Annotated in this window: 29 protein-coding genes; 17 read left to right on the top strand and 12 right to left on the bottom strand. The window is 68.3% G+C overall.

Features of this window, described 5'->3' with window-relative positions:
• Positions 1-28: 28 nt before the first annotated feature.
• A complete protein-coding gene (locus tag AB1L88_RS15590) occupies positions 29-2,044 on the top strand; it encodes a hypothetical protein (RefSeq protein WP_367097598.1) in 2,016 nt (671 codons plus the stop codon).
• A 421-nt stretch (positions 2,045-2,465) separates the two neighbouring features.
• On the opposite strand, the gene AB1L88_RS15585 is transcribed toward AB1L88_RS15590, so the two are convergent.
• The 10 genes from AB1L88_RS15585 to AB1L88_RS15540 are packed head-to-tail and all read right to left on the bottom strand — an operon-like array spanning position 2,466 to position 10,162.
• Positions 2,466-3,209, bottom strand: a complete 744-nt coding sequence (locus tag AB1L88_RS15585; protein ID WP_367097597.1) for a lipase family protein — start codon at positions 3,207-3,209, stop codon at positions 2,466-2,468.
• Entirely contained in the window at positions 3,206-3,427 is a 222-nt protein-coding gene (locus tag AB1L88_RS15580) for a hypothetical protein (RefSeq protein ID WP_367097596.1), read from the bottom strand. The genes AB1L88_RS15585 and AB1L88_RS15580 overlap by 4 nt, the downstream gene beginning before the upstream one ends.
• A gap of 17 nt (positions 3,428-3,444) precedes the next feature.
• Complete coding sequence (locus tag AB1L88_RS15575; protein ID WP_367097595.1) at positions 3,445-4,488, bottom strand: matrixin family metalloprotease; 1,044 nt, start codon at positions 4,486-4,488, stop codon at positions 3,445-3,447.
• Positions 4,481-5,194 (bottom strand): hypothetical protein, encoded by a 714-nt coding sequence (locus AB1L88_RS15570; protein WP_367097594.1) that lies wholly within the window; start codon positions 5,192-5,194, stop codon positions 4,481-4,483. Before AB1L88_RS15570 ends, AB1L88_RS15575 begins: the two co-directional genes overlap by 8 nt.
• Before the next feature lie 23 nt (positions 5,195-5,217).
• Complete coding sequence (locus AB1L88_RS15565; RefSeq protein ID WP_367097593.1) at positions 5,218-5,715, bottom strand: hypothetical protein; 498 nt, start codon at positions 5,713-5,715, stop codon at positions 5,218-5,220.
• A gap of 55 nt (positions 5,716-5,770) precedes the next feature.
• Positions 5,771-6,292 carry a hypothetical protein gene (locus AB1L88_RS15560; RefSeq protein WP_367097592.1) on the bottom strand — a complete coding sequence of 174 codons (522 nt, stop codon included), beginning with the start codon at positions 6,290-6,292 and terminating at the stop codon, positions 5,771-5,773.
• A 22-nt stretch (positions 6,293-6,314) separates the two neighbouring features.
• Positions 6,315-7,811 (bottom strand): DUF935 family protein, encoded by a 1,497-nt coding sequence (locus tag AB1L88_RS15555; protein WP_367097591.1) that lies wholly within the window; start codon positions 7,809-7,811, stop codon positions 6,315-6,317.
• Positions 7,812-7,824: 13 nt separating this feature from the next.
• Entirely contained in the window at positions 7,825-9,369 is a 1,545-nt protein-coding gene (gene terL / locus AB1L88_RS15550; protein ID WP_367097590.1) for a phage terminase large subunit, read from the bottom strand.
• 1 nt (position 9,370) lies between these two features.
• Positions 9,371-9,958, bottom strand: coding sequence for a hypothetical protein (locus tag AB1L88_RS15545; RefSeq protein ID WP_367097589.1), 588 nt, complete (start codon positions 9,956-9,958; stop codon positions 9,371-9,373).
• 18 nt (positions 9,959-9,976) lie between these two features.
• On the bottom strand, positions 9,977-10,162 hold the full coding sequence (locus AB1L88_RS15540) for a hypothetical protein (protein ID WP_367097588.1): 186 nt from the start codon (positions 10,160-10,162) through the stop codon (positions 9,977-9,979).
• A 234-nt stretch (positions 10,163-10,396) separates the two neighbouring features.
• On the opposite strand from AB1L88_RS15540, the gene AB1L88_RS15535 reads away from it, so the two are divergent.
• From AB1L88_RS15535 to AB1L88_RS15460, 16 genes are all read left to right on the top strand, one after another.
• Entirely contained in the window at positions 10,397-10,639 is a 243-nt protein-coding gene (locus tag AB1L88_RS15535; RefSeq protein WP_367097587.1) for a hypothetical protein, read from the top strand.
• Between the two features lie 77 nt (positions 10,640-10,716).
• Positions 10,717-11,115 carry a hypothetical protein gene (locus tag AB1L88_RS15530; protein WP_367097586.1) on the top strand — a complete coding sequence of 133 codons (399 nt, stop codon included), beginning with the start codon at positions 10,717-10,719 and terminating at the stop codon, positions 11,113-11,115.
• 50 nt (positions 11,116-11,165) lie between these two features.
• Positions 11,166-12,185, top strand: coding sequence for a DUF932 domain-containing protein (locus AB1L88_RS15525; RefSeq protein WP_367097585.1), 1,020 nt, complete (start codon positions 11,166-11,168; stop codon positions 12,183-12,185).
• Between the two features lie 90 nt (positions 12,186-12,275).
• Positions 12,276-12,452: a hypothetical protein gene (locus tag AB1L88_RS15520; protein ID WP_367097584.1), complete on the top strand. Its 177-nt coding sequence runs from the start codon at positions 12,276-12,278 to the stop codon at positions 12,450-12,452.
• Positions 12,453-12,497: 45 nt separating this feature from the next.
• On the top strand, positions 12,498-13,760 hold the full coding sequence (locus AB1L88_RS15515) for a DNA polymerase III subunit beta (protein ID WP_367097583.1): 1,263 nt from the start codon (positions 12,498-12,500) through the stop codon (positions 13,758-13,760).
• A gap of 128 nt (positions 13,761-13,888) precedes the next feature.
• The gene (locus AB1L88_RS15510; RefSeq protein ID WP_367097582.1) at positions 13,889-14,167 is read left to right on the top strand and encodes a hypothetical protein; all 279 of its coding nucleotides are present in this window, start codon (positions 13,889-13,891) and stop codon (positions 14,165-14,167) included.
• Positions 14,168-14,210: 43 nt separating this feature from the next.
• Positions 14,211-14,627 carry a hypothetical protein gene (locus tag AB1L88_RS15505; protein WP_367097581.1) on the top strand — a complete coding sequence of 139 codons (417 nt, stop codon included), beginning with the start codon at positions 14,211-14,213 and terminating at the stop codon, positions 14,625-14,627.
• A gap of 63 nt (positions 14,628-14,690) precedes the next feature.
• Entirely contained in the window at positions 14,691-15,833 is a 1,143-nt protein-coding gene (locus tag AB1L88_RS15500; RefSeq protein ID WP_367097580.1) for a hypothetical protein, read from the top strand.
• 166 nt (positions 15,834-15,999) lie between these two features.
• A complete protein-coding gene (locus tag AB1L88_RS15495; protein WP_367097579.1) occupies positions 16,000-16,368 on the top strand; it encodes a hypothetical protein in 369 nt (122 codons plus the stop codon).
• A 162-nt stretch (positions 16,369-16,530) separates the two neighbouring features.
• Positions 16,531-16,887 (top strand): hypothetical protein, encoded by a 357-nt coding sequence (locus tag AB1L88_RS15490; protein WP_367097578.1) that lies wholly within the window; start codon positions 16,531-16,533, stop codon positions 16,885-16,887.
• The gene (locus AB1L88_RS15485) at positions 16,884-17,894 is read left to right on the top strand and encodes a DUF5131 family protein (protein ID WP_367097577.1); all 1,011 of its coding nucleotides are present in this window, start codon (positions 16,884-16,886) and stop codon (positions 17,892-17,894) included. Before AB1L88_RS15490 ends, AB1L88_RS15485 begins: the two co-directional genes overlap by 4 nt.
• A complete protein-coding gene (locus AB1L88_RS15480; protein WP_367097576.1) occupies positions 17,891-18,160 on the top strand; it encodes a hypothetical protein in 270 nt (89 codons plus the stop codon). Before AB1L88_RS15485 ends, AB1L88_RS15480 begins: the two co-directional genes overlap by 4 nt.
• Positions 18,160-18,375 (top strand): carbon storage regulator, encoded by a 216-nt coding sequence (locus AB1L88_RS15475; protein ID WP_367097575.1) that lies wholly within the window; start codon positions 18,160-18,162, stop codon positions 18,373-18,375. Before AB1L88_RS15480 ends, AB1L88_RS15475 begins: the two co-directional genes overlap by 1 nt.
• A 3-nt stretch (positions 18,376-18,378) precedes the next feature.
• A complete protein-coding gene (locus AB1L88_RS15470) occupies positions 18,379-18,774 on the top strand; it encodes a hypothetical protein (RefSeq protein ID WP_367097574.1) in 396 nt (131 codons plus the stop codon).
• A 456-nt stretch (positions 18,775-19,230) separates the two neighbouring features.
• Positions 19,231-19,473 carry a hypothetical protein gene (locus AB1L88_RS15465; protein ID WP_367097573.1) on the top strand — a complete coding sequence of 81 codons (243 nt, stop codon included), beginning with the start codon at positions 19,231-19,233 and terminating at the stop codon, positions 19,471-19,473.
• 266 nt (positions 19,474-19,739) lie between these two features.
• Positions 19,740-20,192 (top strand): hypothetical protein, encoded by a 453-nt coding sequence (locus AB1L88_RS15460; RefSeq protein ID WP_367097572.1) that lies wholly within the window; start codon positions 19,740-19,742, stop codon positions 20,190-20,192.
• 226 nt (positions 20,193-20,418) lie between these two features.
• Here AB1L88_RS15460 and AB1L88_RS15455 read toward each other — a convergent pair whose 3' ends face one another.
• Together AB1L88_RS15455 and AB1L88_RS15450 are read right to left on the bottom strand one after the other, a co-directional pair.
• Positions 20,419-20,970: a PEP-CTERM sorting domain-containing protein gene (locus AB1L88_RS15455; RefSeq protein WP_367097571.1), complete on the bottom strand. Its 552-nt coding sequence runs from the start codon at positions 20,968-20,970 to the stop codon at positions 20,419-20,421.
• Positions 20,971-21,266: 296 nt separating this feature from the next.
• Positions 21,267-23,519 (bottom strand): hypothetical protein, encoded by a 2,253-nt coding sequence (locus AB1L88_RS15450; protein ID WP_367097570.1) that lies wholly within the window; start codon positions 23,517-23,519, stop codon positions 21,267-21,269.
• Positions 23,520-23,653: the final 134 nt, after the last annotated feature.

Raw genomic sequence — 23,653 nt, 5'->3', positions numbered from 1 at the left:
GTCAGGACCTTAGAGGGGAGAGAGCGTGGTGGGACATGATGACGTGCGCGAGAAGTCGACCGAGCCGAATGATGTCGTTCACGTTTCCAGCCCCTCGAGTGCATCGAGGCACAATGAAATGGCTCCGGAATCTCATGAACCAGAAGGCGAAGCCACTCCTGCTGTGACGAAAATTGTTGACTCCAAGGAAGTTACGCCCGATGTCGACGAGGCGGCTGTGGAACTACAGCCTGAGCCAGCCGAAGGGGAAGTCCAGACCGACAACGGCCTTGATTCCTCCAACGCGGTAGCGGTGGTAGATGAAGCCGATCGGGAGCGTGCCGAGGCTGAGCTTGAGGCTGCACGGGAAGTCCTGGGCCAGATTCTAGCCTCCGCCCAGGTCGAGAACGTGGTCTGCGTCGACGACGAGTATGCCATGGGCCCTACGTCGACCGACGCTGCGGATATGCTCCTTACACTCCCATCGGAGGATCGCGCCAAGGTCGGTGGCCTCCGGGTGCTGCTCGCTAGCAAGGCGAATTTAGCCGAGATGCCGAACGAGGTCCTGCGAGAGCTCTTCGAGTCACGTTGGGAAGGTGCCAAAGATCGGCTACGCAACAATGTTTATCAAAACCTTCTGATGCAATCCGGGCTGGAGCACCAGCTTGATGAGTCGGTTGCACACGTACTGCGGAAGCTATTCAATGGACGCCGTCTGATTGAGAAGTCGCTGACTCAATGGAGGGCCGAGAGAAATAATATCCTGGAAAACAACCCTCCAGAGAAAACGCTATACCTGATCGACCAAGATTTCAGTGATGAAGATGGGGGGAGCGATCAGGGCATCCAGCTCATCAAGGAATTGCAGGAGCTGTTTCCAGACTCTCCACTATTCTGTGGATTGCTGAGCCATACGTTTTCTCCGCATGAGGAGCACACCAGTCACGAGTCCTTCTCTCGCGCGATGAAGCTCGATCCTTCAAACTTCATGCTGATTTCGAAGCAGCGGGTCATCTCGAAGATTAGAAGCTTCGTACTAATGATCAAGCTGTCGATACTCAATCCTTTGCGGTCGCAGCTCAATACCGAGGTCGAGCGAGTCCTCGATGGTTCGCTGAACGAGGCCAAGCAGGCCCTACGTTCGATGACGATCTACGAGTACGAGAAGATCGTTTTCGAGTCGTCGAGGCGCGAAGGGGTGTGGGAGCCGGACACTATGTTCAGGCTCTTCGGGATCTTTCAGCGGCGTGAGGCTCGCAGAGCGGCCAAGAACGACCACCAATTGGAAGAGATCGCAGGCCGCATCCGCTCGATCTCCGGTTCATCGTCCCATAAGCTCGGCACCGAGCCGAGGCATCCTTTCCTGATCCAGCGGCTGGAGATGTATGAAGAGGCCGAGCACCTGAACAGCTATCATTTGCCCACCGAACTCGGTGACATTTATCAGATGAATTCTGGCCAGCTCTTCTTGCTCCTCGCTCAGCCCTGCGAGTTGATGGTGCGAACAAACGATGGCTCTCGCAAGGAAACGATGAACGAAGGCTTTGTTGTGGAGGTCGTTCCCGACCGTCCGCAGGGCCCTTTGGGAGAGCCGGGGTACTTCGAGCTCCCATTTTTCCGAGAAGATGGATCGACTTGGTTCGTGAACTATCGGCGATGGCGATCGGTCCAACTCTGGGTGATGGACCTCTGCGTTTTCCATCCTGAGGGCAAGGCTGAATTCAGCGTCGAGTCCGAATGCCCTCACCTCGTGATCCCGAGTTGGAAGCGCTATCACAACCGGTTATGCGATCACGTCCGTCGAGTGGGGGAGCAACATTTTGCATCGGATAACGATGTGTTCCACCCCTCACACGGCATCAGATTTCCAAGCGTTCGACCTGAGTTGCCACCCCTGTTTCCGGGCCGGTACGATGCGGATTCGAAGACGCTGCGCGTTGACTGTCAGCGAGTCGGTCGTCTTCACATGGCTCGGGCCACAGCCGCTCTCTCAGGGTTCTTTACTTATCAGTCTCGGGCCGCCTACGAACATGATTTCGAGGAGCGTGGGGAGTCATCTGAATGATCCAGGCCCAGAACCGAAACGGTTCTGGAGGCGGATCTAGATTGAGCCGATTTTTCCGCAGCAAATGCTTTCGCGCAGCACGGGCATACTCCCGGGCATCCAACTCCAGGATTCTGAGATAGTGGTGGCCCTCGATCCTCTCCGCTTCAGCTCCCAAGCGGCCCAATGTTACGAATTCGCCTGTCTTCAGCCCCTTCCAGTGCGTGAAGACTGGCGGGATTGATCTCGAAACATTGACGCGGACTCCGCGGCCGTCGCCATGACAAAACCCGCCGGTCTCCCCGTGAGACCGGCGGAGGCAGGTTGACCGAGTCCTCGTGAATGCCATGGCGGCGGCCGCGAAGCCCGGCCCGACCGCATGGGCCCGGATCCGCCCTCGGATCGACCGGCCGCCACGCGCGGCCTGGTCTGATTCAAATCCTCACAGACCAACGGTTTCCGAGGGCGGATCGGGGGCCACGCGATCGGCCGTCATCGGCAGCAATCCCGCCATCTCGTCCAGGGCGTCCTCGTAGCGGCCGATGGCGTGGTCGCGGAGGATCGGGAGCCGCTGCCAGAGGCTCGGCCAGCCGTCCCGGCCCCGCGTGCCGGCGGGCCGCCGGAGCCAGATGCGGTTCGGCAGGCTGGCATAACGCCGCCAGGGTCGCCAGCTCGGCAGGTGGGGGATCGGGTCGACGCCCAGCAGGTAATGCCGGCCGGCCACTCGGGCGCCCAGGCGACGGAGCGCCGGGGTGGAGAAGACCCGGGGGGCGCCGAAGGTGACCAGGTCGATCGACTCGCCCGGGTGGATCCGCCGGAACTCGGCGGCCACGATCGTCGCCAACGCGCCGCCGAGCGAGTGCCCGGCGATCGTCAGGGGGGTCCCCGGCGTCCAGGCCCGCCGCATGTGCAGGATCACGCTCGTCGCCCCCCGCCCCCAGAGGTCGGCGAACCCGCCGTGGATCCAGCCGCCGAGATCCGGGGCGTGGCCCATGCCGAAGCGGAGGTTGAAGGTCCAGTCGACCACGTTCTTCGAGCCCGCGAAGATCAGGGTCGTCCCGGCCCCGTCGGTCACCGTGTCCACCTCGAAGAGGCCGAAGTCCTCGGACACCTCATAGACGGACCGGCAGCGACGGGCCAGCTCCCGGTCCCATCGGAGCGTCGTCTCGTACGGTCGACGGCTCATGCGCGGCCCCTTCGCGTGTCGAAGATCAGATTCGATTCGCTGTAGATGTGGACGAACGACCCGCCCCCCTCGGCCTCGATCTCGACGGCATACCGCACCGCCCCGGACCGGAGCCGGAAGACGCCGCGCACCTCGCCGAAGACGCGGTAGTCTCCCGAACACTTCTCCACCCGATCGCCGACCGCGAAGCGCGGTTCGGCCGTCTGGTTCGTTGGCATCGCGTCCCACCCGCTGTTCAGCCGATCCCCGCGTCGATCCGCTCGACCGCCCCGGTGAGCGTCCCCCGGACCGCCAGCATGTTCCGCCCCACGGGGACCGACGTCCCCGAGACGACCCCCTGGATGCGATAGCTGCCGATCGCCGGGCTGTCGGGATCGGGCCCCGGCCCCGGGGCAGGGGGGGGCTCCGGCGTCGGCGGGGGGGCCGCGGGCTTGCCGTAGACCCGCTGCACGGTCGCCGTGTCCTTGGGGCCGACCCAGTGCCGCCCGTGGCTGAGCATGTGCGGGAAGTGGGAATACATCGGGTTGAGCCGCTCCTGGCCGTGCCCCGGCTCGTGGTCCATGCCGATGCCGTGGCCCAGCTCGTGGATCCAGACGTCGAGCAGGTCGATCGCCCGCGGGGGGATCGACTGCCCGGGCAGGTGGACCGCCCACGACTCGGCCCGGTCGAACCGGCCCTGGCAGCGCACCGGCGGGCCGACCGGGCCGGGGCCGGGCAGGTACATATCGGCGAGCGTCCCGTGCTGGCCGTCGATCCGCGGGTCGATCAGGTAGATGTCCGCCCGGTCGAAGTCCGGGATCACCTCGAAGCGGATGCCGCAGACGCTGGTCCAGCAATCGCACCCGAGCTGGATGATCTGCCGGACCTGGTCCGGCGTCAGGGCGTCCCCGGCGTCCGGGAGGCTGGTGAACCGGTAGGAGACGGTGACGACGTGCCCGATCCTCCAATGCCCGTGGGTGATCGCCTGGTGGATCACCCGCCCGGTGTCCGGGTCGAGCCAGGACCGATCGGGGACGGCGCAACACGGTCGGCGCAGGAGCTTGAGCAGCTCCAGGCCCGAGGCCACCGCGGGAAGGGCGTTGAAGCTCAGGTAGGAGTAGGCCGCGGTCAGGACGGAACCCGTCACCCCGGCCTTGCGTTTCGTCCGGGCCAGCTCGGGCTTGTACCCCCGGGCCGCCAGCCTCAGCTCCAGCTCGTCGCGTTCCTCCGGCGAGAGCCCTTCGAGCAGGGCCGTCGCCGTGGTCACCGTCGATCGCGCCGCTCGGAAGACGTCAGCCACGGTAATACCCCTCCATCAAGGCGATCAGGCGAGCGATCCGCGCCTGCTCGGTCTCGCCGGGCAGGCCCGCGGTGATCGTCGCGGCCAGGTCTTCCACCACTCGGGGATAGAGTCGCCCGTGCTCATAGAGCTGCATGACGCGGGTCGCGAGGATCCCCTCGGCCTCGCCCGCCGTGATGGCCCGGGACGCCTGCCAGGACTGCACCACCCGGGCCTCATGCGCCACGACTCTCGCCAGCGCGGGCCGATGGTCCGGGTCGACCTCGCCCATGGCGAGCTGCACCGCCGCGGCCATCGGGTCTTGCGGCGTCGGCCCGGGTTCCGGTTCCGGTTCCGGGTCGGGCCCCGGGATCGGGGGCGGCGCCGGGCCGGGCTCGGGGCCCGGGTCGGGGGCCCGGACCGTGATCAGCTTGGTCAGCCAGGCCGGCTTGCCGTCCGGCCCGCTGGTGGCGACCAGGACCGAGTACGGCTCGCGCCGGGGCGGCCCGGTGAAGACGGCCCGGGAGCCGTCCTCGAAGGCCTCGAGGTCCCCCTCCCCGATCGGGAAGACGATCCAGGCGGCCGACCCGGGTGCGTCGTCGGGCCAGGCGATCGACAGCCGGGCGAGCCGCCCCCCCTCGATCGAATCCGGCCCCTCGATGGCCTGGCCCCGGACGGGACCGGCCAGTGCCAGGCCCGCGACCAGGGCCGTGAGGATGCTGCGCATCGCGGTCTCCTGCTCCGTGTGGGTCAACCGCCCCGGGGCGACCCCGGGTCCGACACCGGGGTCACGGGTCCGTCCTCGTCGCCCTCGCCGTCCGCCTCCCGGATCAGCAGGTCCAGGTCGTTCGGGTCGGCGTCCTCGGCCACCTCCAGGGCGAGCCCGACGGCCGCCGGCCCGGTCATCGCCAGGCCGGAGCGCGCCAGCCGGGGGACCGATCGCCGGCCGGCCACGCTTTCGAGCTGGCGCCTCGCGTCCCGGTCCGGCCAGGTCCAGGGCTTCAGCCAGCTCGCCCGCCTCAGCCGGCGGGCCGCCGTCACCACCTCGAATCCGTTCGGCGTGGTCCCCTGGTCGCCGCGCCGGGCGGCGATGCAGGACCGGATCAGGTCGATCGCCAGCATCGCCAGCGCGGCGATCGTGGCCGGGTCCAGGGCGCGTTCGGCCTGTTCCCGCGTCTGACCATACTTGGCACTGGCCAGCTCCAGCCCGGCGTTCCGGGCGGCGGGCCCGAGTTTCGGGGTGCTCATGCGTCGTTCCTCGATGGTCGTCACGCTCGGGGCCGACCGCCGGCCCCGAGCCGGGTCACTCCCCCTCCGCCGCCAGGCCCGGCGGCTCCGGGGGATCCGGGCTCGGCGCCTGGAGGTCGGGGTCGGTCTTCGGGAGCACCGGGGCCGCCGTCACGGCCAGGTAGGCGTCCCGGAACTTGTCGCGTTCCGCCTTGACCGCATTCAGGCGGTCGAGGATCAGGTCCCTCTCGACCTGGCCCTGGGACTTCAACAGGTCGTTCTCGGCCTTGAGCTTCTGCCGCTCGCCGTCGTAGTGCAGTTTCAGGCTCGGCAGGACGATCGAGGCCGAGGCCCCGATCAGGGCGGCCAGCCCGCCGAGCATCCCGCCGACGCCCTGGAGCGTCCGCAGCGGGTCGAGCGCCGCGTCGACTTCCGGGTCGGCCCCCGGGGCGACAAGTGCAGGAGCCCGCCCCCGCTCCGGCCCCGGCACCTGCACCGGCTCGACCGCCGCCGCAACCCAGGTCACCAGCCCCAACACCCCCGAGGTCGCGGCGCCGGCCGCCCCCCCGATCGTCCAGCCTGATGAGTGTCCCATCATGATGTGCTCCTGATTCCCCCTGTCAGTCCTGCTCTTGCTCCTGCTCCGGATCCTGTTCCTGTTCCGGATCCTGCTCTTGCTCCTGCTCCTGCCCCGAACCGGGTTCGGGTTCGGGTTCGGCCGATTCCTCGAAGGGGCCGCGGGGGGTCAACCCGAGCCTCGCGTCGATCTCGGAATAGTGCTCGTCGGCCAGGAACCAGCCCGCCGAGACCCAGCCGGCCAGCTCGGCGGCCAGGTCGTGCCCCTCGGTGGCGCCGAGCGAGCAGTCGGGGGTGTAGAGGTCCGCCTCGGCCTTGCCGAAGTTCAGCACGTTGAGCTGATAGAGCACCTGCCAGGTGACGGCGCGGGCCACGCTGCGCCGCATCGCCTGGGCGACCAGGCCGACGACGTCCTGGCTCGTCTCCGAGTCGGCCTTGCTGCCGAACTCCGATTCGAGATAGGCCCGATACGAGCTGACCATGCCGAGGATGATCTGCCGGTCCCAGTAGGCGAGCGAGGACATGATCGCCCGCCCCTCGCCGGTCGCCTCCTTCAGCTCGACCTGGTAGCCGTGGGGCAGGGCCAGCGCGATCCCCGAGGCCCAGGCGAGCAGGGCCGTGAGCAGGGCGGACTCGGGCGACTCGTCGTCCTCGGGCCCGGCCGCCGCCGAGGACTGCCCGTCGGTCCGGGGGCCGTCGCCGGCCACGTCGCTGGTGTAGCCGACGATCGCCGGGTTGCCGAAGCGGTCGACGTAGCGGACGTGCCCGGGGGTGCTCCGCGTCTTGGCGTTCCAGGGGGTGAAGGACGGTCGGGTGATCCGGGTCCCTCGGGGGTCTCCCCCCTGGGGCCACCAGGTCAGCGTCAGGAACTTCTCGGGCGGGTAGACGACCGAGCCCTCGGGGGTCTCGGCCAGGATGCCGACGACGTTCCAGCCGCGATCGACGACGAACTTCCAGACGCCGCGAGGCTTGGGCTTGACCGCCTTCAGGCCCAGGAACGTCCCGCCCAGGATCGGGTCGTCCACGACCTGATAGACCACCTCGGCCAGGTGGGCGCCCCAGGCCGGGTAATCGCCCATCGACAGGATCGCGTCCTCGATCGGCTGGTCGAGCAGCTCCAGGGCGCGGCGGTCGAACTCCAGGATCTCCTCGGCGCGTCGGACGTGGGCGGCCCGCGCCGGGTCCTCCCGCTCGACCCGCTCGATCGGCTCGAAGGGCTTGAGGCGCCACCGGCCCGGCACGTTCAGGGTCAGGGGGTGCTCGACCAACGCGAGCGAGAGGTGCCGGATCGGCGCGGCGACCGCCGGGTCGGCCAGCATCTTCCTCGTGATCTCGTCGCCGAACTGGCGCTCGGGTTCGTCGACCAGGTGAGAAAGAACCTGGATCAGCTCGGCCATCCCGAGCCCGGCCCGGCCGCCGCCCGCCACCGCCTCCCGGGTCGGCTCACCCTCCCGGGCCGGATACCCGGCCTTCTCCGCGTCCGGCCTCGCCGGGAATCGCATCGCGGCCTGGGCCCGGGCTCTCCGGCGGAACAGGGGCATGGTCTCGTCGTCCTCACGCGGCTCGGGTGCCACCCCCGACCGGCCGCCCGCGTCTCGGGGTTCCAACCAGTTTCAGGTACGCGCCGCTGGTTGCGTCTACCTGATCTTTGTACCTGCCCCGGGGGAACTTTTCCAGTTCGCCTACAAAAGCAACCACGTCCCAGGTGCCGTCGTCGACGATCGTGACGTTCCCGGCGTTGAGCTGCGCCGCCAGGGGGCCGGCCCGGACGATCTTGTTCCCCGCGTGGGAAACCTGGTCGATGCGCGCGTCGAACCCGTGCAGCCAGCGGACCTCGTCCTGGGCCGCCTCCATGCCCGCCGACCCCCCCTGTTTCTCGACCCAGATCACCGTCCCCTCGGGGTCGGTCTCGGCGACCCGGCGCATCAGGGCCTCGCGGTCCCCCTTGGCGACCCGCTTGCGGATGACGTGCTCGACGTAGATCCGGCCCGTGTCGTCGATCGACAGCCGGGCCCCGACGGTGAAGGCCGACCCCTCCTCGGTCGACCCGGCGGTGTCCCAGTAGCGGACCCGACGCATCCGGCCGGCGGGGACGGCGCCGAGGTAGCGCAGGCGGGTCACCTGGAAGAAGTCCCCCCCCTTGATCCGGGTGTCCTGCTGATACTGGCAGGCGTAGTATGCCTCCCCCTTGAGCTTCTCGGCCGCCAGGACGGCCTCCCCCTGCCGGACGGGGTCGAGCAGCTCCCCTTCCTCGGTGCGCGGGTCGCGGAAGAACTCGGTGCGCTCCCCCGTCTCCGGGTCGGTCAGGTACGTCACGCACGCCCGTTCCGGGTCATACTCGGCCGGGAGGTTCAGATGCTCCCAGTGCGCCAGGGGGGCCGCCGCGTGGTCGTCCTCGGAGCGGCCGGAGCCGATCAGGTGCCCGGTCAGGTCGACGTCCCGGAGCCGCTGCATGATGACGATCCGGCCCGGCGCCCTCATGTCGGCCTGGCGGTTCCACCAGGTCTGGTCGTGCCAGGTGGTCGCGTTCTCGACCTCGGCATCGCTGAAGGCCTTGCGGACGTTGTGGGGGTCGTCGATGATCGTGCAATGGCCGCGGAGCCCGGTCCCTTCCCCGGCGACGGTCGTGGCGAGCCGGAAGCCCGAGGACGTGTTCTCGTAATAGAGCTTCACGTTCTGGTCCGGGAGGAAGGACCAGTCGGGCGCGAAGGTCTCCTGATACCACTCGGAGCGGACCAGGCGGCGGCACTTGACCGAGTCGCGGCCCGCCAGGCGCTCGCCGTACGTCGCGAACATCGACCGCCAGCCGGGCCACCAGGTCCAGACCCAGGCCGGGAGCATGACGCACGCCAGGGTGCTCTTGGCCGAGCCCGGGGGGACGTTGATGATCAGGTTGCGGATGTGGCCCCGGACCACCGCCTCGAGGTGACGGCAGATCGCCTCATGGTGCCAGTTCCACTCGAGCGGCGTCCCGGGCTCGAGGACCGGCCAGGCGGCGCGCGCGAAGGCGGCCAGGTCCCCCCGATAGGTCCGGGCCGCCGGGCTCTCGGCCTGCCGGAGCTGGAGCTCCCGGAGCCTCGCCTCGGCCAGGGCGAGCACCCTAGCCGACGCGCCGGCCGCCCGATTCGAGGAACGCGCGGAGCCGGACCGGGTCGGTCTCGGTCGCCGGGTCAAACCCATCGGGCAGGATCTCCTCCGGGGGCAACGCCCGATCGATCACGCTCATCATCAGCTCGAACGCCGCCGTCGCCGTGGCGGTCGCGGCGCGCAGCTCGTGCGCCCCGATCGGCTCGACGGTCACCTTGCCCCCGTCATTGGTCACCCGCTCGACCGGGAAGGCGGAGAGCTCGTAGGCCCTGAGCAGCAACCGCTCGGCCGCCTCGAAGGCGTGGTCGAGCGCCACCTTGCGCCGCCCGGCCCACTTCTCCCCGTCCTGTTCGGCCACGCGCCCCGCCCCGGCCGCCTCCTTGCCGAGCAGGTGCCGATCCCAGGCCAGGGCCCGTTCCTTCCAGCGGCGATCCTTCGCCCACTTGTTCCAGGTCCCCGGCGCCTGCTTTGCCTCGGGTTTGCCCGCGCTTTGCCTATAGGCATCGCAGACGGTCCGCTCGGCCCCCAGGTCGCGATAGGCCAGGAACGCCGCGAACGCCCGCTCGCTCTCCCCGTCCTGTCGGCCCCACGGCTCCGGCATCTCGCACACCCCCGCCCCTCACCAGGGCAACCACCCGTCGAGGCCCCCGACCCAGCCGCAGACGATCAGCGCGGCGACGGCGCAGGCCGAGGCGAGGAACGCCCCGGTCGCCCACGCATCCCGGGCCCACTCGACGCGGTCCAGCCGCTCTTCAACCCGATCGACCCGCCGCCGGATCCGCTTGACTCGCCTCGTGACGCTCATCGGCGTTGCCCCGCCCCCGGTTGTGCTTCACGGCATCCCTCCCTCCCGTCGCCCTCCTATCTTCCGCCGATGATCACTCGGGGGTCAACCTTTTTTGGGTTAAAATTTCCGAAGTATTCGCTCATTTCGTTGGGATTTTCGTGGATAAACCTGGTTAGAAAACGTATACTATATTAGTGGGCAGCAATGAGAGCTGCCGAGCCCTGGACCACCGAGAACCGGAGACCGAGACCGATGCGAGACTTCAACCCGCTCCGCCAGATCGCCAAGAGCGTCCTGAACTGCCTGATCGCGTTCGTCCTGATGGCCGTCGCCCTGAAGGTGTACGGCGTCGTCGGGATCGGCGTGATCGCCCTGGTCGCCCCGATCTTCGGGCTGACCCGGCTGGCCGCGACCCGGATCGACCGGAAGGTCGCCGCCACGAAGAAGCCGACCCGCTACTGCTACGCCGGGGGCCGCTGGCACGCCCGGGGCTGACCGCCCCGGGCCTCGCCCGGCCCGACCCGATTCGGATTGACCCTTCGAACCACGCTTCGCCAGGAGACCCGAGACCGATGAAGACCACGAACCTGACCGCCCTGACCCGCAAGCTGATCGCCTCCAAGGCCGTCGCCATCCTGGACGGGATCGGCTCCTACGACTGCGACTACGAGCTGGTGGCCCGGGACGCCGCCGCCGAGCTGGGCGTCTCCGAGATCGACGCCTACGACCTGGACGACATCACCGACCGCATCGGCGACCTGGTCGTGCTCCGGGTCGAGGCGATCGAGGCGGGCGAGCACCGGGGGCCGCGCTACGAGGCCCGGCTCGCCGGGTGCCCGGACAACCCGAGCGACGGCTACCAGGTGTTCGACCGTCAGCTCGGCCGAGCCGTGGCCTGGCATGCCTCCTTCAACGAGGCGAAGGCCGCCGAGCGGACCCTGAACTTCCCGATGACGCCGAGCGGCCGCTGACCGCTCGGCCGATGCGCTTTCCCTCCCCGAACCACAGGAGACCGACACCGATGGCACACGAACTCGCCACCAACTCCAGGACCGGCCGGGCCGCCATGTTCTACGTCCGCAAGGACGGCGCCCCGTGGCACACGCTCGGCGAACCGGTCGAAGACGCCCTGACCTGGGCCGACGCCAGCGTGGCCGCCGGCCAGGACTGGGACGCGGTCAAGACGCCGCTCCAGTACGCCATGCCCGACGGCACGCTCCGGCTCGTCGCCAGGCAATACGCCATGATCCGATCGGACACCTCCGGCCTGCTCGGCATGGTGTCCGACCGCTACCAGCCGGTGCAGAACCGGGAGATGTACGGCTTCCTCGATCGCCTGGTCGACGGGGGAGAGCTGCGCTACCACACGGCCGGTTGCCTCAAGGGGGGCCGGGTCGTCTGGATGCTCGCCAAGCTCCCCGAGCAGATCAAGGTCGTCGGGGATGACGTCGTCGACCAGTACCTGCTCATGACCGGCGGCCACGACGGCAAGATGGGGATCCGGACGCTGTTCACCCCGACCCGCGTCGTGTGCTGGAACACCCTCTCGATGGCCCTGAGCGCCGCCGACTCTCGCCGGAAGTCGGGCTGGACCTTCAACCACACCGGCGACATGGAATCGAAGCTGGCCGAGGCCCGCTCGATGCTCGGCCTGGCCCGGGACCACTTCGCCGAATTCGGCGCCAAGGCCCGCGAGCTGGCCGCCAAGGACTGGACCGAGCTCAAGATCACGACCTACTTCGAGCGCCTCTACCCCGGCCCGAAGCAGGCCGACACGGAAGCCGCCGCCGAGAAGGCCGCCGAAGTGCAGGCCCACCGCGACCGGCTCCGGGAGCTGTTCGACGTCGGAGTCGGCCTGGCCATGCCGGGCGTCCGGGGCACCGCCTGGGCGGCCTACAACGCCGTCGCCGAGCACCTCGACCACGACCGGCCCCACCGGGCCCGCAACCGCCGATCGGCCACCCAGTTCGAGAGCAGCATGTTCGGCCCCGGCCGGACGCTCAAGAACAAGGCGCTCGACCTGGCCCTGGCCATGAGCTGACGAGTCGGGGGCCCCGTGCTCGCCCGGGGCCCCCTTCGATCCCGCCTCGCCTCCCGACCCGAACCGAACCGAACCGCCGGAGACCGACCGATGACCCGCCGGGTGTTCCTCAACGCGATCACCGTCGTCGTGACCGTGATCATCTGCCTGGCCCTGACCGCCTGGCTCGAATCGCTGGGCGTCGGCCTGCTCGGCTTCCTCGCCGTGGCCCTGACCCTGGGCTTCGCGGCCCGGACCCTGAGCGGCCTCCCGCTGATCGACCCCTGACCCGACCCCACTTCCTCCCGACCCGAACCACCGGAGACCGAACCGATGCGAGTGATCCTCGACACCCAAGACCTGACCGACGCCGTGACCCTGGCCGCCAAGGTGGCCGCGCTCAATGGCCGGATGAAGAAGGCCAAGCCGATCCTCGGCGCCGCCATCCTGCGCTTCGACCGCGACGGCGCCCGCGTCCAGGCCTCGAACCTGGAGCTGGAACTGGACCACGCGATCGCGGCGAAGTCCTACTGGCTGACCGCCCCCGGCGTCGTGGCCGTCGACGCCGCCGAGCTGAAGGCCTCGTTGCCGAAGGCCAAGGACAGTCGGAACGTCGAGCTGTACGTCGACCCGACGACCAACCAGTTGATCCTGGTCGCCGATCAGGACGAATACGGGATCGACCTGCTCGACCCGACCGACCACCCCTGTTGGGACCGGATGCCCGCGCCGCTGGCCGACTCCCGCCGCGACCTGGCCGCCGTCTCGACCGCCGACTTCGCCGCCGCGGCGACCAACTGCGCCGCCTGCACCGACCCCGACTCGACCCGCTACGCGCTGGCCGGGATCCTGATCGAGCCGGTCGAGACGAACGACCGTTCGATCAACCTGGTCGGCACCGACGGCCGCCGGATGCTGGTCGAGACGATCGACGCCGACCTGGCCGACACCTTCGCCCGGCTGGCCTGGCAGGAGCCGGAGACCGTCAAGGCCGTCCCGAGCTACCAGATCACCCTGCTCGCGAGTCACGCCAAGCTGATCGCCGCCGCGGTCCGCAAGGGACGCAAGGGCCCGCTCGCCGACGACCGGCTCTCCATCGAGCGCGTCGACGACGGCACGACCGCCTACCGATGCGGCCCGGTCGTCTTCCGGGCCAAGCACGTCCACGGGCGGTTCCCGAATTACCGGGCCGTCCGGCCGAGCGGATGGAACGGCGAGTTCCGCGTCGACCTGAAGGCGACCGAGGCGATCGTCGCCCGGGCCGCCAGGCTCGCGACCCGTGAGAACCGGGGCGTCCACCTGCTCGCCGCCGAGGCGTCGATGATGCTCGCCGTCGACAGCGAGACGAAGAAGGGGGCCTTCCGCTACCGCGGCCACGTCGCGGCGCACTCGAACTCGTGCGAGGCGGCCGACCTGTACCTCGACGCGAACTACCTGCTCGACGCCCTCAAGGCCAACCGGGCGTCGGCGGACGCCGACCAGGTGACCTGCCGCTACATCGACCGCAAGAGCCCCTTCGTGATCGAGTCGCGGCCCGACGACGCGCCCTACCGCAAGACGACCTCGGTCGTCATGCCCCTGAACCGGGACCGCTGACCGGCTCAGTGACCGCCGAGCCCGAGAGCCTTCCCTCTCGGGCCGGTCCCGTCCGGGGCCGATCCGCCCCGCCGATGATGGCCCACGGAGGGCCGAAACGGGAACCCCGCAAGAACAGGAGACCAATCATGCCGGACCTCAAGACGATGGAGCGCAACCGCGTCCAGCGCCAGGCCCAGCTCGGCACGCTCCGCGACCAGATCGCCGCGATCCGGGCCGCCCTGCTGACGCTCGAATCGCTGGTCAACGCCGCCAGCGAGGCCAACGAGGCCGCCGCCCGACGCCCCAGGGACCCGGTCCCGGAGGAGTCGGCGCGCCGCGCCTTCGCCGAGATCGGCTACAACGCCGCCGAGCCGATCGGCGCCATCGACGCCGCGGTCGCCCGGATCGACACGATCCTGGCCTGACCGGGAGACGACCCGACGAACCACGCAGACAGGAGACCGACCGATGTGCTTGACGCTTCAACCGCCCGAAGCCCCCGAGGCCATCGAGAACCTCATGCCGATCCGGTGCGTCCCGCCCGGATGGAAGGGGTTCCTGGTCACGACGACCGACGGCACCCCCCACCGATCCGAGTGCATCTATGAGTCCCGCGGCTCCGGCTGGTACGGGAGCCCCTCCGGGTTCGACTCCGGCCCCTGGTGCGACCGCGACGGCACCACCGCAATGCTCGTGACCGACGCCGGCCAGTTCGGCGACCCCCAGGTCGGGGACCGGGTCCGCATGGCCAAGGACGGCTTCGAGACCGAGATCACCGCGATCCAACCCGGCACCGCCTGGGAGCCGACACGCTACCGGATCGCCGGGCCGACTCAGTGGACCTTCTGGGTCACCGAATCGCTGTTCCATGTGATCGACCGCTGATCCCTTCCCCCGCCGCCCCGGACCGCCCGGGGCGGCTTCCCTTGAACCACGGGAGACCGAACCATGCCAGACCCCCACGACGACCCCTTCGACCTGCTCGCCTGGGCGAAGACGATCGCCCCGCTCCTGCCCGGAGGCCCCGACGGCGAGTCCTGGACCGTCGAGATCGACCCGGACGAGGAACACTGTCGCCGCGACGTCTACTTCCGCCGCGCGGATCTCCCCCCCGGCGCCACCCTGGCCGCCTATTACTACCGGGGGACCTACTTCAACAGGGACCGCAAGGTCGACATCCATGGCCTCTACCCCGGCGACCGCCGGACGGGCCTGCTCAACGTCGGTTGCTGGTCCGAGTTCCCCTGCCGGTCCGAGCGGCCCAAGTCGATCCGGGTCAGCCCGAGGCGGACCCCGAAGGCCCAGGCCAACGACATCGCCCGACGCTTCCTGACGCCCTACCTGGTCGCCTATCAGGCCGGGCTCGACAAGCACCGGGAGAAGTCGGCCGAGCGCGCCGAGGCTCGGGCCCAGGCCGAACACCTGGCCCGCCTGATGGGCGCCGAGATCAACGACCATCGGCAATCCTCGGACCGCTGGAACCTGTACCGCTACATCGTCGGCCCGGATGACCGGGCTCGGGGCACCCTGAAGGTCGAGATCAGCGACCACGGCTCGGGCAAGATCGAGCTGGTGCTCGCCCCGACCCCGACGATCGTCGCCCTGATCGAGGCCATGATGCCCGTCATCGACCGCATGGCCTCCGACCCGGCCGGGGTCTTCGACAGCCCCCCGGCCCAGGTGCTGGCCGACCATCGGGCCATGCTCGAAGCGGCCGAGGCGGCCGACGACGACGACGACGACGAACTCCTGCCGGTCCGCTGCGATGCCTGCGCCGCGATCACCGACAACGTCAGCCCCGACGGCCCGATCCTCTGCGACGACTGCCTGGCCGACGACGACGAGTCCGACGACGACCCCCACGACGCCCGGCGCCCGGACCCCGAGTACCGGGACGAGTCCGACGACGACCCCGACGGCGAGGACTTCGACCCGTACGACGGCCGGTCCCTCCCGAGCCTGGACGACGTCATGACCGGCGGCGTGGCGACGGCCGACCCCGGCCCGCGCCGAAGTCGCCCGACGGCCCCGAGCCCCCGGACCCGGGAATGGGTCCGGCACTGGTCCGGCCGCTTCGGCCAGTGCAACTGACGTCCCGACAATCCGGCCGTCCTCCTGGTATTTGCAACCCGCAAAACCTATACTCTTTTCGCAGGCGCGCACCCTCCGGCAACCCGACTCGCCATGCCACCCCGGCCACCCGCCCCCGGGTGCCGGGGTTTTTTCGTGCGCCGAACCGGCCCAGGAGACCCGACCCATGCCGACGAACCGCCGCCCCACCACGCTCCAGGTCGACCCGCTCCGGCAGATGCGCATCGAGCAGCTCGCCGAGAAGGGGGAGTGTACCCGCCGCGCCGCGATCCGGGACGCCCTGCGACGGTTCGCGGCCGAGGCCCCCGAGGCGATCGACGCCCTGGGTCGCGTGCCCGGCCCGGTCGAGCGCGAGGCCCGCCCCGGTCCCGGCCGGGGCCACCGCGCCGACGGCCCCGAGCTGACCCTGACGACGATCTCCTGGAGTCCGCACGAGGACGACCTGATCGACCGCCTGGCCGTCGGGCTTGACTGCACCACGCGAGACGTCGTCTGGAAGGCGATCGACCACGCCTCCGGCCACCCCGCCCGATAACCGAACGCGATCACGCCGGACCTCACGTCACGCCCCGGCCCCATGCCGGGGTTTTTTCATGCGCGGATCGCCCAAACCCGATTCTGGTTCATTTGCTGGTTGAATTGTCCGCCGAATACCCGTAGGATAAGCCGGGATTTTTGACCCCCGGAGGCCGGACCGATGGACGCCCTGAGTCGATGCTCCTGGACGCGGATCCGGTCGCTCGACGCCTTCGAGCGTCGGCTGGTCGAACTCCGGCCGGACGACTGGGAGGCGGACGCGCGGAACCGGGGGTCGCGGTGGTTATGGCCCGGCTCTCGGATGGAGCGACGGGAGGGGGACGACGAGCCGCCGTCCCTGAACGGCTTCACGCGGATCTTCTTCGACCGCTCCGGCCGCGCGCTCGCCGCGACCCGACGCCGCTATCGCTTCCTCCGGATGCCCAGGCGGCTGATCAAGTGGAACGAGGCCGCGATCCTGGTTGACGACCCGGACCTGGTCGCCCTGCTCCCGAACCCGAATGGAGTCCGGGCATGAGCCAGAAGACCGCCATCCAGTGGTGTGACTCGACCGTCAACCCGACGACCGGGTGCGACGGGTGCGAGTTGTGGCAGCGTCAGACGGTGCGCAATCCCGAGCCCCGGCGGTCGTGCTACGCAGGCCCCGTGCATGAGGGACGGCTGGCCAGGTCGCTCCCGGCGCTGTACGCCCCGGACTTCTCCGAGGTGCGGCTGGCCCCGGGCCGGATGGCCGACGCCGCGGCCTGGCCGGACCTGCGCGGCAAGCCCCGCCCGGACAAGCCGTGGATCGACCCGAGCCTGCCCCGCCTGATCTTCGTCGGTGACATGGGGGACGTCTTCAGCAGCGTCGTCCACTTCCACTACCTCCGCGACGAGCTGCTCGCCGCGATCGACTCCCCCAAGGGACGCCGACACGTCTGGCTGATCCTCACCAAGCGTCCGAGCCGATTCGCCGAGTTCGCCGAGTGGCTCGATTCCCCCCTACCGCCGAACCTCTGGGCGGGGACCTCGATCACGGGCAAGGCGTCCCTGCCCCGAATCGACGCCCTGAACCAGGTTCCCGCCGCCCGCCGGTTCCTCTCCGTCGAGCCCCTTGTCGAGCCGGTCGGCCTCGGCGGCCGACTGGCCGAACGGTGGCAATGCGACCGCTGCAAGTATTCGGCCCCCCCGCGATCGGGGTGGGGCTTCAACCCGAGGCAGGGTTATGCCGTGTGCGGCACCTGCCAGGCGAGCGGCTATGACATCGTCCCGCGTACCCTCCCGGGCATCGACTGGGTGATCGTCGGCGGGGAGTCCGGGGCGACGGCCCGGCCGTTTGATGTGAGCTGGGCGCGATCGATCCGGGACCAGTGCCGAGCGGACGGGGTGCCGTTCTTCCTCAAGCAACTGGGGAGCAAGCCCTATTCGCCGCTCGGGAATCCCATGAGCCGCCGGATCACCGACTCGCACGGCGGCGACTGGTCGGAATGGCCCGAGGATTTGCAGGTCCGGGAGTTCCCCTCGGTCGCGGAGTCCCTCGCATGAAGACGGCGCGCCCCCTGGTCCAGCTCTACACCCTGGCCCGCGACGGCGACGAGATCGTCATCCGTCGCCACGCGGTCCTGTCCAACCGCACCTTCGGCGATCCCGTCGAGGTCGCCCGCGTCGGCTCGGTCGCCGAGGCGATGAAGGCGCTCCCGCGTCGGGCCCATCGGCTCGACAACCGCTTCGGCCCGGCCACCGACGACCCGTCCGTGCTCGGATGTTTCCTCGACGATTCACCCGCACCCGACAGGGAGGTTCCCCGCTGATGCTTGTCCTCTCAAGACGACTCGATGAGTCCATCCTGATCGGAGACGACATTGTGATCACCGTCGTCGACATCCGCGACGGCAAGGTCAGGCTCGGGATCACCGCGCCGGTCGAAGTCGACGTCGATCGCCAGGAGATCCGCCAGCTCAAGGACCAGGCGAAGCGGTCCCGGGAGGCCGAAGCACCGGAGCAGCTCGAACCACCAAGGAGGTGACCCGTGCCCAGCTATGTCCAGGAAGACCGGGTGGTGACGCTCGATGCCGAGGCCCGGCAACGGGCGACGGTCACGGTCCGGATCTGCTACGTCGGGCAGGACCGGCCCCGCGTCCTGCTCTTCTGGTGCCCGGCCCTCCGGGCTCGGGGGCATCGTCTGAGCGACCGGAAGGATCTGGTGGCCAAGCTCGCCTGGGACGTCCACCGATCGACCGGGCTCGACCTGGACGCGACCCGCCTGGTCGAGGCGCTCGGCGACGACCGCTTCGCGGTCACCGAATGCGACGGCGAGGGGCCGGGGGGCAGGCCGACGCTCGGGAGCTACTTCCTCGCTCACCGGTACGACATCGAGCGTTGGGTCGGGGGCGAGCTGGCCCCGATCCCCCTGACTCCGGGGTGACGCCGATGGGGATCATGAAGCGCATCCACGAGGCGAAACACTACGGGCGGCCCTCGCATCGGGAGAAGAGCGTCGTCTATGCGCGGAAGCTCGACCCGATCCACGCCCCCAGGCCCGCCGCCCGGATCGTGCCGAGAGGCCCCTGGGACTTCGCCGCGACGGTCCCCCCTGCGCTCGACTTCCCGGACGCGGACCCCGCGATCATCGCCGCCGAGCTGCGCCACCGGCTCGGACTGGCCGAGCGCTATGCCCGGATGGCCACGATCAACGACCGGATCGCCGACTCGCTGGCCCACCTGGGGCCGTCGATGGTGGTCCGGGCGGGCCCCGAGCAGCTCCGGGCCGACGCCGACCGGCTCCGGGGCCTCTATCACGCGATCCTCGCCGACGTGGCCGAGCGGTTCGGCTCCGAGGTCGCGACCGCCTTCGACGCCAAGGCCCGAGGGACCGAGACCGATGCCTTACCCGAGCGACCCGAACCTGAAGATGCTCCGGGTCAAGCACCTCCGGTTCGAGTACCGGGAGTCGTGGAACCTCGGCCAGAACGCGAAGGCCGCCTGGACGATGGCCCGGGAGTATCACTGCCGGGTGACGGTCCGGGTCACGAACCGGGTCAGCCTCACGATCGACCCGACCGACGATTACCTGGTCATCCGCCGGCTGATGGGCCAGATCCGGGACCTGGACCTGGATGGGTGATGGCCGTCGGGTCGTTGCCCTTGCCCAGTCACGGGCGAGCCCACCGGATTCACGACGCTTGCGGGGGCTCCGGATGCCCGGCCTGTTCCGGATCCGGATACGCCACGATGGCCCCGCTGGCGATCGAGCGACTCCGGGAACGGCTCGGGATCGCGAGCCCGCTCCCGGAAGACCTACCCCCGCCCGCGCCGACGAGGCAGACGGCCCGAGCCCCCCTCGGGCCGCTCCTCTTCGAGATGGTATGACGAGACGAGAAGGACAGACCGATGCGATTGAAGGTTGCCCTGGAGACCCACAAGCTGAAGCTGGCCGAGGCCGCCGCCCGACGCCTGCACCAGGCCGGGCAGCTCAACGACCACCTGCTCGGCAAGGAGCTGGGCATCTCCGCGACCGCCGCCCAGGCCTTGCGGAAGAAGCTCCAGGGCGAGGGCCGATACCCCGGCCCCTCGCCCCGGGCCGGCCGTCCTCGCCGCCACCCACCCGGGCAGACCGACTGGTCGCGCCGGGTCGCCCGGATGAGGGACGGGACCCTGACCGACCTCGAGTCCCGGGCCGTGACGCTCGCCGTGCAGCTCGCCGGCGCCCGCGGGGTCGTCCCGATCCCCGAGCTGGCCGAGGGGCTCGGCGTCTCGCACACCAAGGCCGCCCGGACGTACACCGCCCTGAAACAGGCCGGGTTATGCCGATGGTCCGGCAGCGACTGGACCAAGCCGCGTTGACCCGGCACCGATCGTCGCCTATCATTCCATTGACACGTCGGCATCGCTGACGCGGTCTCCTGAAAAGGGTCGCCCCGGGGGTGTGGTTCCCCCCGGGGCTCTTTTTTGCGCTGATTCAAGTCCCCTTGGGGCGTGATCAATCGGCAACGAAGCCTGCCGAATGGGTCTTGTCCTCTGGAGACTGCTGAAATAATGAAATATAAAAATTTATTTATTCTAACATTATTTATTGTTTTGGTGATTTCTTGGTGCGGCAACAGGAGTAGCCCAGCAAACTGAGGACGCCGGATCCCAGAAGCGTCAGCGTCGAGGGCTCGGGAATCGCTGTGGCACCGGGCCCTGCTACTTGCCCTTGGTTGATCTCGACCGAGACACTCGGCAGATCCAGTCCTACGATTAGATAGTCGGATAACGACGGGCCGAGGGGGCTGGAGAAGGAAAACCGTGCCGTCGAGCCGGGTTGAAGGTCGGTTTCCTCGGCGAGCGAGAGGAAGTCAATCGTCTCGTCGCCGGGCTCGTATGTGATCAGCCACCCGACCGGACCCGAGAGGTGGTCGAGGTCAGCTGTGGGCGAGACTTCGAGGGCGAACTGGACCGCGTTAAGAGTGCTCGCATTCGAATTTTCGAGCGTGTAGGTGTAAAGCGTCCGGTCGCCTCCCCACGGAGTCGTCTCGACCGACAGTGAGGTCAGGAATTCGGCGCGGGTCATCGAGGGGCCGAGGGCCACACAGGCGGCCCAACAAGCAACGGCCCGAAAGAAAAATCGTAAGGTGATCATGAGACTTGTGTCTCCGGCTCGGCGGAGTCCTATGATGATGAGTGTCGAATCGCATCGCGGGCCGGTCATTCGACTCGCGATGCCCGAATCGGACAGCCCCGTTCGGTGTTCCGAGCTCAACCCGTCCCCTCCCTCCTACCTCCGGAACGCTCCGGTGGTCCTCCACTCCGATCGCGATGCGGATGATGATCTCGGAGTCGCCCGAGGCATCCTCGGCCGCGGCGGAGTGGGATGGGGCTTAGGGTGGCCTGTCGGGGTTGATAATCCGAGGGCCGAGTATGGGCAGAAGAGACTTGCTAACTAAACATCTTGAACTTATAGGGAAGCGTCTTCGGGAAGAGCTGGACTGTGAACGGCGGTAGAATCCCGAGGAGGTTCACGTTTCCGATCAGGAACTCGAGCGTCTGCTTCACCTGGACATTGATCGAGCTTTCGAGCGACGTGTCGAACGTGGCGTCAGGGCCTTCAGCCGCCCCGGAGTAGTCGACGCGGCCTCGGATGTCGAGGCTCCCGGTCAGTTCGTTCTTCAGCCGAAGTGCCGGCAGTAGGTTGCCCGACGCGGGGAAGTAGCCGGGGAGCCGCCTGCGAAGGACAGTGACGAGCGGGTCGGTGAATTTCGGTGGGATGAACCAACCAATGTCGGCGAAGCCGGTCAGCGACCCCGTCGGACCGAAATCGATGTAGGTGCCACCGTTGCCTACGACCCGCAACGCGTCGTCGACCAGGGTGACCTGCACCTGGGCGTTCAACTTCAGGTCGATTGCCCCCTTGATCCCATAGTCGACGAGGAAGATACCGACGACACCGACGTTCTCGTAGAAGGTCTTCTCTCCGAGATTCTCACTCGCCGAGACGAGGATCGTCACGCCGAATCCATCGCGCATCTCCAGCGTACTGGGGTCGAGGATCGATTGGAGCGTCAGCTCGATCGAAAGCCCCTCGACCACCTCGGCGGAGGTCGAGAGATTGTATTCGGCGCTGGCCAAATCGAGGAGGTTCAACGACATGCCTGCGAAGGCGCCGGCGGTGGCCGGCACCTGCTCGTCCAGCGGTGTTGCCACGCTGACCCCGTAACCGATGGTCGCGCCGAGCGGACGCCCCCCGATGATCGGCACGTCACCCGGCACGACGAACAAGGTCGGGGAGCCCAGCCGGGCGATGTGGCCCTCCAGCGTGTATCCCCCGCCTGCGCCCGAATTGAACTCGATGGTCTCCCCGGCCAGGGCCGGGAACCAGTCCGGCAAGGGGAGGACCCGGAACCTGGGGCTATCCTCCTCGGCGAGCACCTGCTCGTCCATGACCGCCCTCGAGACGAGGAACGACATATCGGCGAGCTCGCCGGGGTCGAAGCCCTCGGTTTCGTAGGTCCGTCCATCCGGTTTACGCTCGGTCGAATGACCACCGACCGTCAAGGTCGGCAGGAGCGCCGCGAGTGAGTCGGAGAGCCGGAGCGTCAGCGTCTGGTCGGTGATCGGGGGGGGGCCGGTCGTCGGATTGGCGAAGAACCGCCCGATGATTTCGGGGGATTTGTCGCCGTCGTACTTCGCGCCGACGAACTCGATCGTCGGCTCGTAGGCCACGGACACGACGTTGTTCTCCTCGCTGGCCTCCCCCTTGAACCGATCGTCCGGGTCGGTGACCAGCAGCAGGTAATTCGTCCCCGGAGGCGGGGCGACCGTGATCGAGGAGGCTGGAAGGCGGGACGAGGTGTTCCCCGACTGGCCCTTCTTGAGCGGGGTGCTGACGATCGGTGTATCCTGGCCGCGGTCGAACGACTGGTCCGTGGACCAGTAGAACGTGGCAGTGGTGTCCTCGGGGAGCACGCTCGAGATCGCGTAGGAGTAGTCGACGCCCCCCTCGGCGGTGTTCCAGGCCAGCGAGGTCGGCTGGAGATCCGCCCCGGTCGAGAGCGATAATCGTACGTCGAATGAGTTGGATCCCGTGAGCGAAAAAAAAGAAGAGCTGGGAACACTTATGCTACTATACAATCTAATCTGCAACTGGTCGCCGACGTGGGCGCCGACCGAATAAGTGAAAACCTCTCCCGGAAGCGTGTTGCCGCCCAAGTACAGTACGGCTCCATCACCGTCGTAGAGCCCGACGCTTTGGCTCGTATTGGAGAGGAGTGGGTTCGTACGATAGTGGAGCCCTTCGATCGTCACCGTGACCGGGTCCCCTTCCCGGTCGGAATCGTCCGCCACGATCGTGAAGATGGCCGGCCTCGTACTAAGCCAGGGGTCCCCACCGTCGAAATGTTGATGTCCGACAGCGCCGAGGTGAGTGGCATAAATGGTGCCGCTAATGGTGGAGGTCATCCCGATCTCGACCAACGAACCCCTGTTCGTGTAAGTGATTTCCTTCGAAACGGCATCGGCGGACGCCGTGACGGAATGGGTGCCGCTGTTGGCCAGGTCGAGGTATTTGACTTCCGCCTCACCCCTCTCGTAATTGAACACGGAGGCTTTTAGACTGAAGCCGGGCGAGAATTCGATGCTCGCCAGCAATTCACGCCCCTCGAGCGATTCGACCCGCGGGCGGGCGAAGTCCATCCGTCTCCTCGATCTACAAGCATCAGAAAAAATTTTCGGCATGTGTTCTATTCCAATGTAAATGGAATTTGGAACGTCGACAGCCCCGTCGTTGCCCGTGTCCGGGCCTTTGACGACGAAATCCGACTCGATGA

This window comes from Tautonia sp. JC769, from assembly GCF_040717455.1.
In the GTDB taxonomy this organism is placed as follows: domain Bacteria; phylum Planctomycetota; class Planctomycetia; order Isosphaerales; family Isosphaeraceae; genus Tautonia.
This window is presented reverse-complemented; position numbering and strand designations above follow the sequence as displayed.

Coding starts and splice junctions, on each gene's coding strand:
- AB1L88_RS15585 (WP_367097597.1), bottom strand. CDS start 3,209: ATGAGCCGTCGACCGTACGAGACGACGCTCCGATGGGACCGGGAGCTG.
- AB1L88_RS15580 (WP_367097596.1), bottom strand. CDS start 3,427: ATGCCAACGAACCAGACGGCCGAACCGCGCTTCGCGGTCGGCGATCGG.
- AB1L88_RS15570 (WP_367097594.1), bottom strand. CDS start 5,194: ATGCGCAGCATCCTCACGGCCCTGGTCGCGGGCCTGGCACTGGCCGGT.
- AB1L88_RS15565 (WP_367097593.1), bottom strand. CDS start 5,715: ATGAGCACCCCGAAACTCGGGCCCGCCGCCCGGAACGCCGGGCTGGAG.
- AB1L88_RS15560 (WP_367097592.1), bottom strand. CDS start 6,292: ATGATGGGACACTCATCAGGCTGGACGATCGGGGGGGCGGCCGGCGCC.
- AB1L88_RS15555 (WP_367097591.1), bottom strand. CDS start 7,811: ATGCCCCTGTTCCGCCGGAGAGCCCGGGCCCAGGCCGCGATGCGATTC.
- AB1L88_RS15545 (WP_367097589.1), bottom strand. CDS start 9,958: ATGCCGGAGCCGTGGGGCCGACAGGACGGGGAGAGCGAGCGGGCGTTC.
- AB1L88_RS15540 (WP_367097588.1), bottom strand. CDS start 10,162: ATGAGCGTCACGAGGCGAGTCAAGCGGATCCGGCGGCGGGTCGATCGG.
- AB1L88_RS15535 (WP_367097587.1), top strand. CDS start 10,397: ATGCGAGACTTCAACCCGCTCCGCCAGATCGCCAAGAGCGTCCTGAAC.
- AB1L88_RS15530 (WP_367097586.1), top strand. CDS start 10,717: ATGAAGACCACGAACCTGACCGCCCTGACCCGCAAGCTGATCGCCTCC.
- AB1L88_RS15525 (WP_367097585.1), top strand. CDS start 11,166: ATGGCACACGAACTCGCCACCAACTCCAGGACCGGCCGGGCCGCCATG.
- AB1L88_RS15520 (WP_367097584.1), top strand. CDS start 12,276: ATGACCCGCCGGGTGTTCCTCAACGCGATCACCGTCGTCGTGACCGTG.
- AB1L88_RS15515 (WP_367097583.1), top strand. CDS start 12,498: ATGCGAGTGATCCTCGACACCCAAGACCTGACCGACGCCGTGACCCTG.
- AB1L88_RS15510 (WP_367097582.1), top strand. CDS start 13,889: ATGCCGGACCTCAAGACGATGGAGCGCAACCGCGTCCAGCGCCAGGCC.
- AB1L88_RS15505 (WP_367097581.1), top strand. CDS start 14,211: ATGTGCTTGACGCTTCAACCGCCCGAAGCCCCCGAGGCCATCGAGAAC.
- AB1L88_RS15500 (WP_367097580.1), top strand. CDS start 14,691: ATGCCAGACCCCCACGACGACCCCTTCGACCTGCTCGCCTGGGCGAAG.
- AB1L88_RS15495 (WP_367097579.1), top strand. CDS start 16,000: ATGCCGACGAACCGCCGCCCCACCACGCTCCAGGTCGACCCGCTCCGG.
- AB1L88_RS15490 (WP_367097578.1), top strand. CDS start 16,531: ATGGACGCCCTGAGTCGATGCTCCTGGACGCGGATCCGGTCGCTCGAC.
- AB1L88_RS15485 (WP_367097577.1), top strand. CDS start 16,884: ATGAGCCAGAAGACCGCCATCCAGTGGTGTGACTCGACCGTCAACCCG.
- AB1L88_RS15480 (WP_367097576.1), top strand. CDS start 17,891: ATGAAGACGGCGCGCCCCCTGGTCCAGCTCTACACCCTGGCCCGCGAC.
- AB1L88_RS15475 (WP_367097575.1), top strand. CDS start 18,160: ATGCTTGTCCTCTCAAGACGACTCGATGAGTCCATCCTGATCGGAGAC.
- AB1L88_RS15465 (WP_367097573.1), top strand. CDS start 19,231: ATGCCTTACCCGAGCGACCCGAACCTGAAGATGCTCCGGGTCAAGCAC.
- AB1L88_RS15460 (WP_367097572.1), top strand. CDS start 19,740: ATGCGATTGAAGGTTGCCCTGGAGACCCACAAGCTGAAGCTGGCCGAG.
- AB1L88_RS15455 (WP_367097571.1), bottom strand. CDS start 20,970: ATGATCACCTTACGATTTTTCTTTCGGGCCGTTGCTTGTTGGGCCGCC.
- AB1L88_RS15450 (WP_367097570.1), bottom strand. CDS start 23,519: ATGGACTTCGCCCGCCCGCGGGTCGAATCGCTCGAGGGGCGTGAATTG.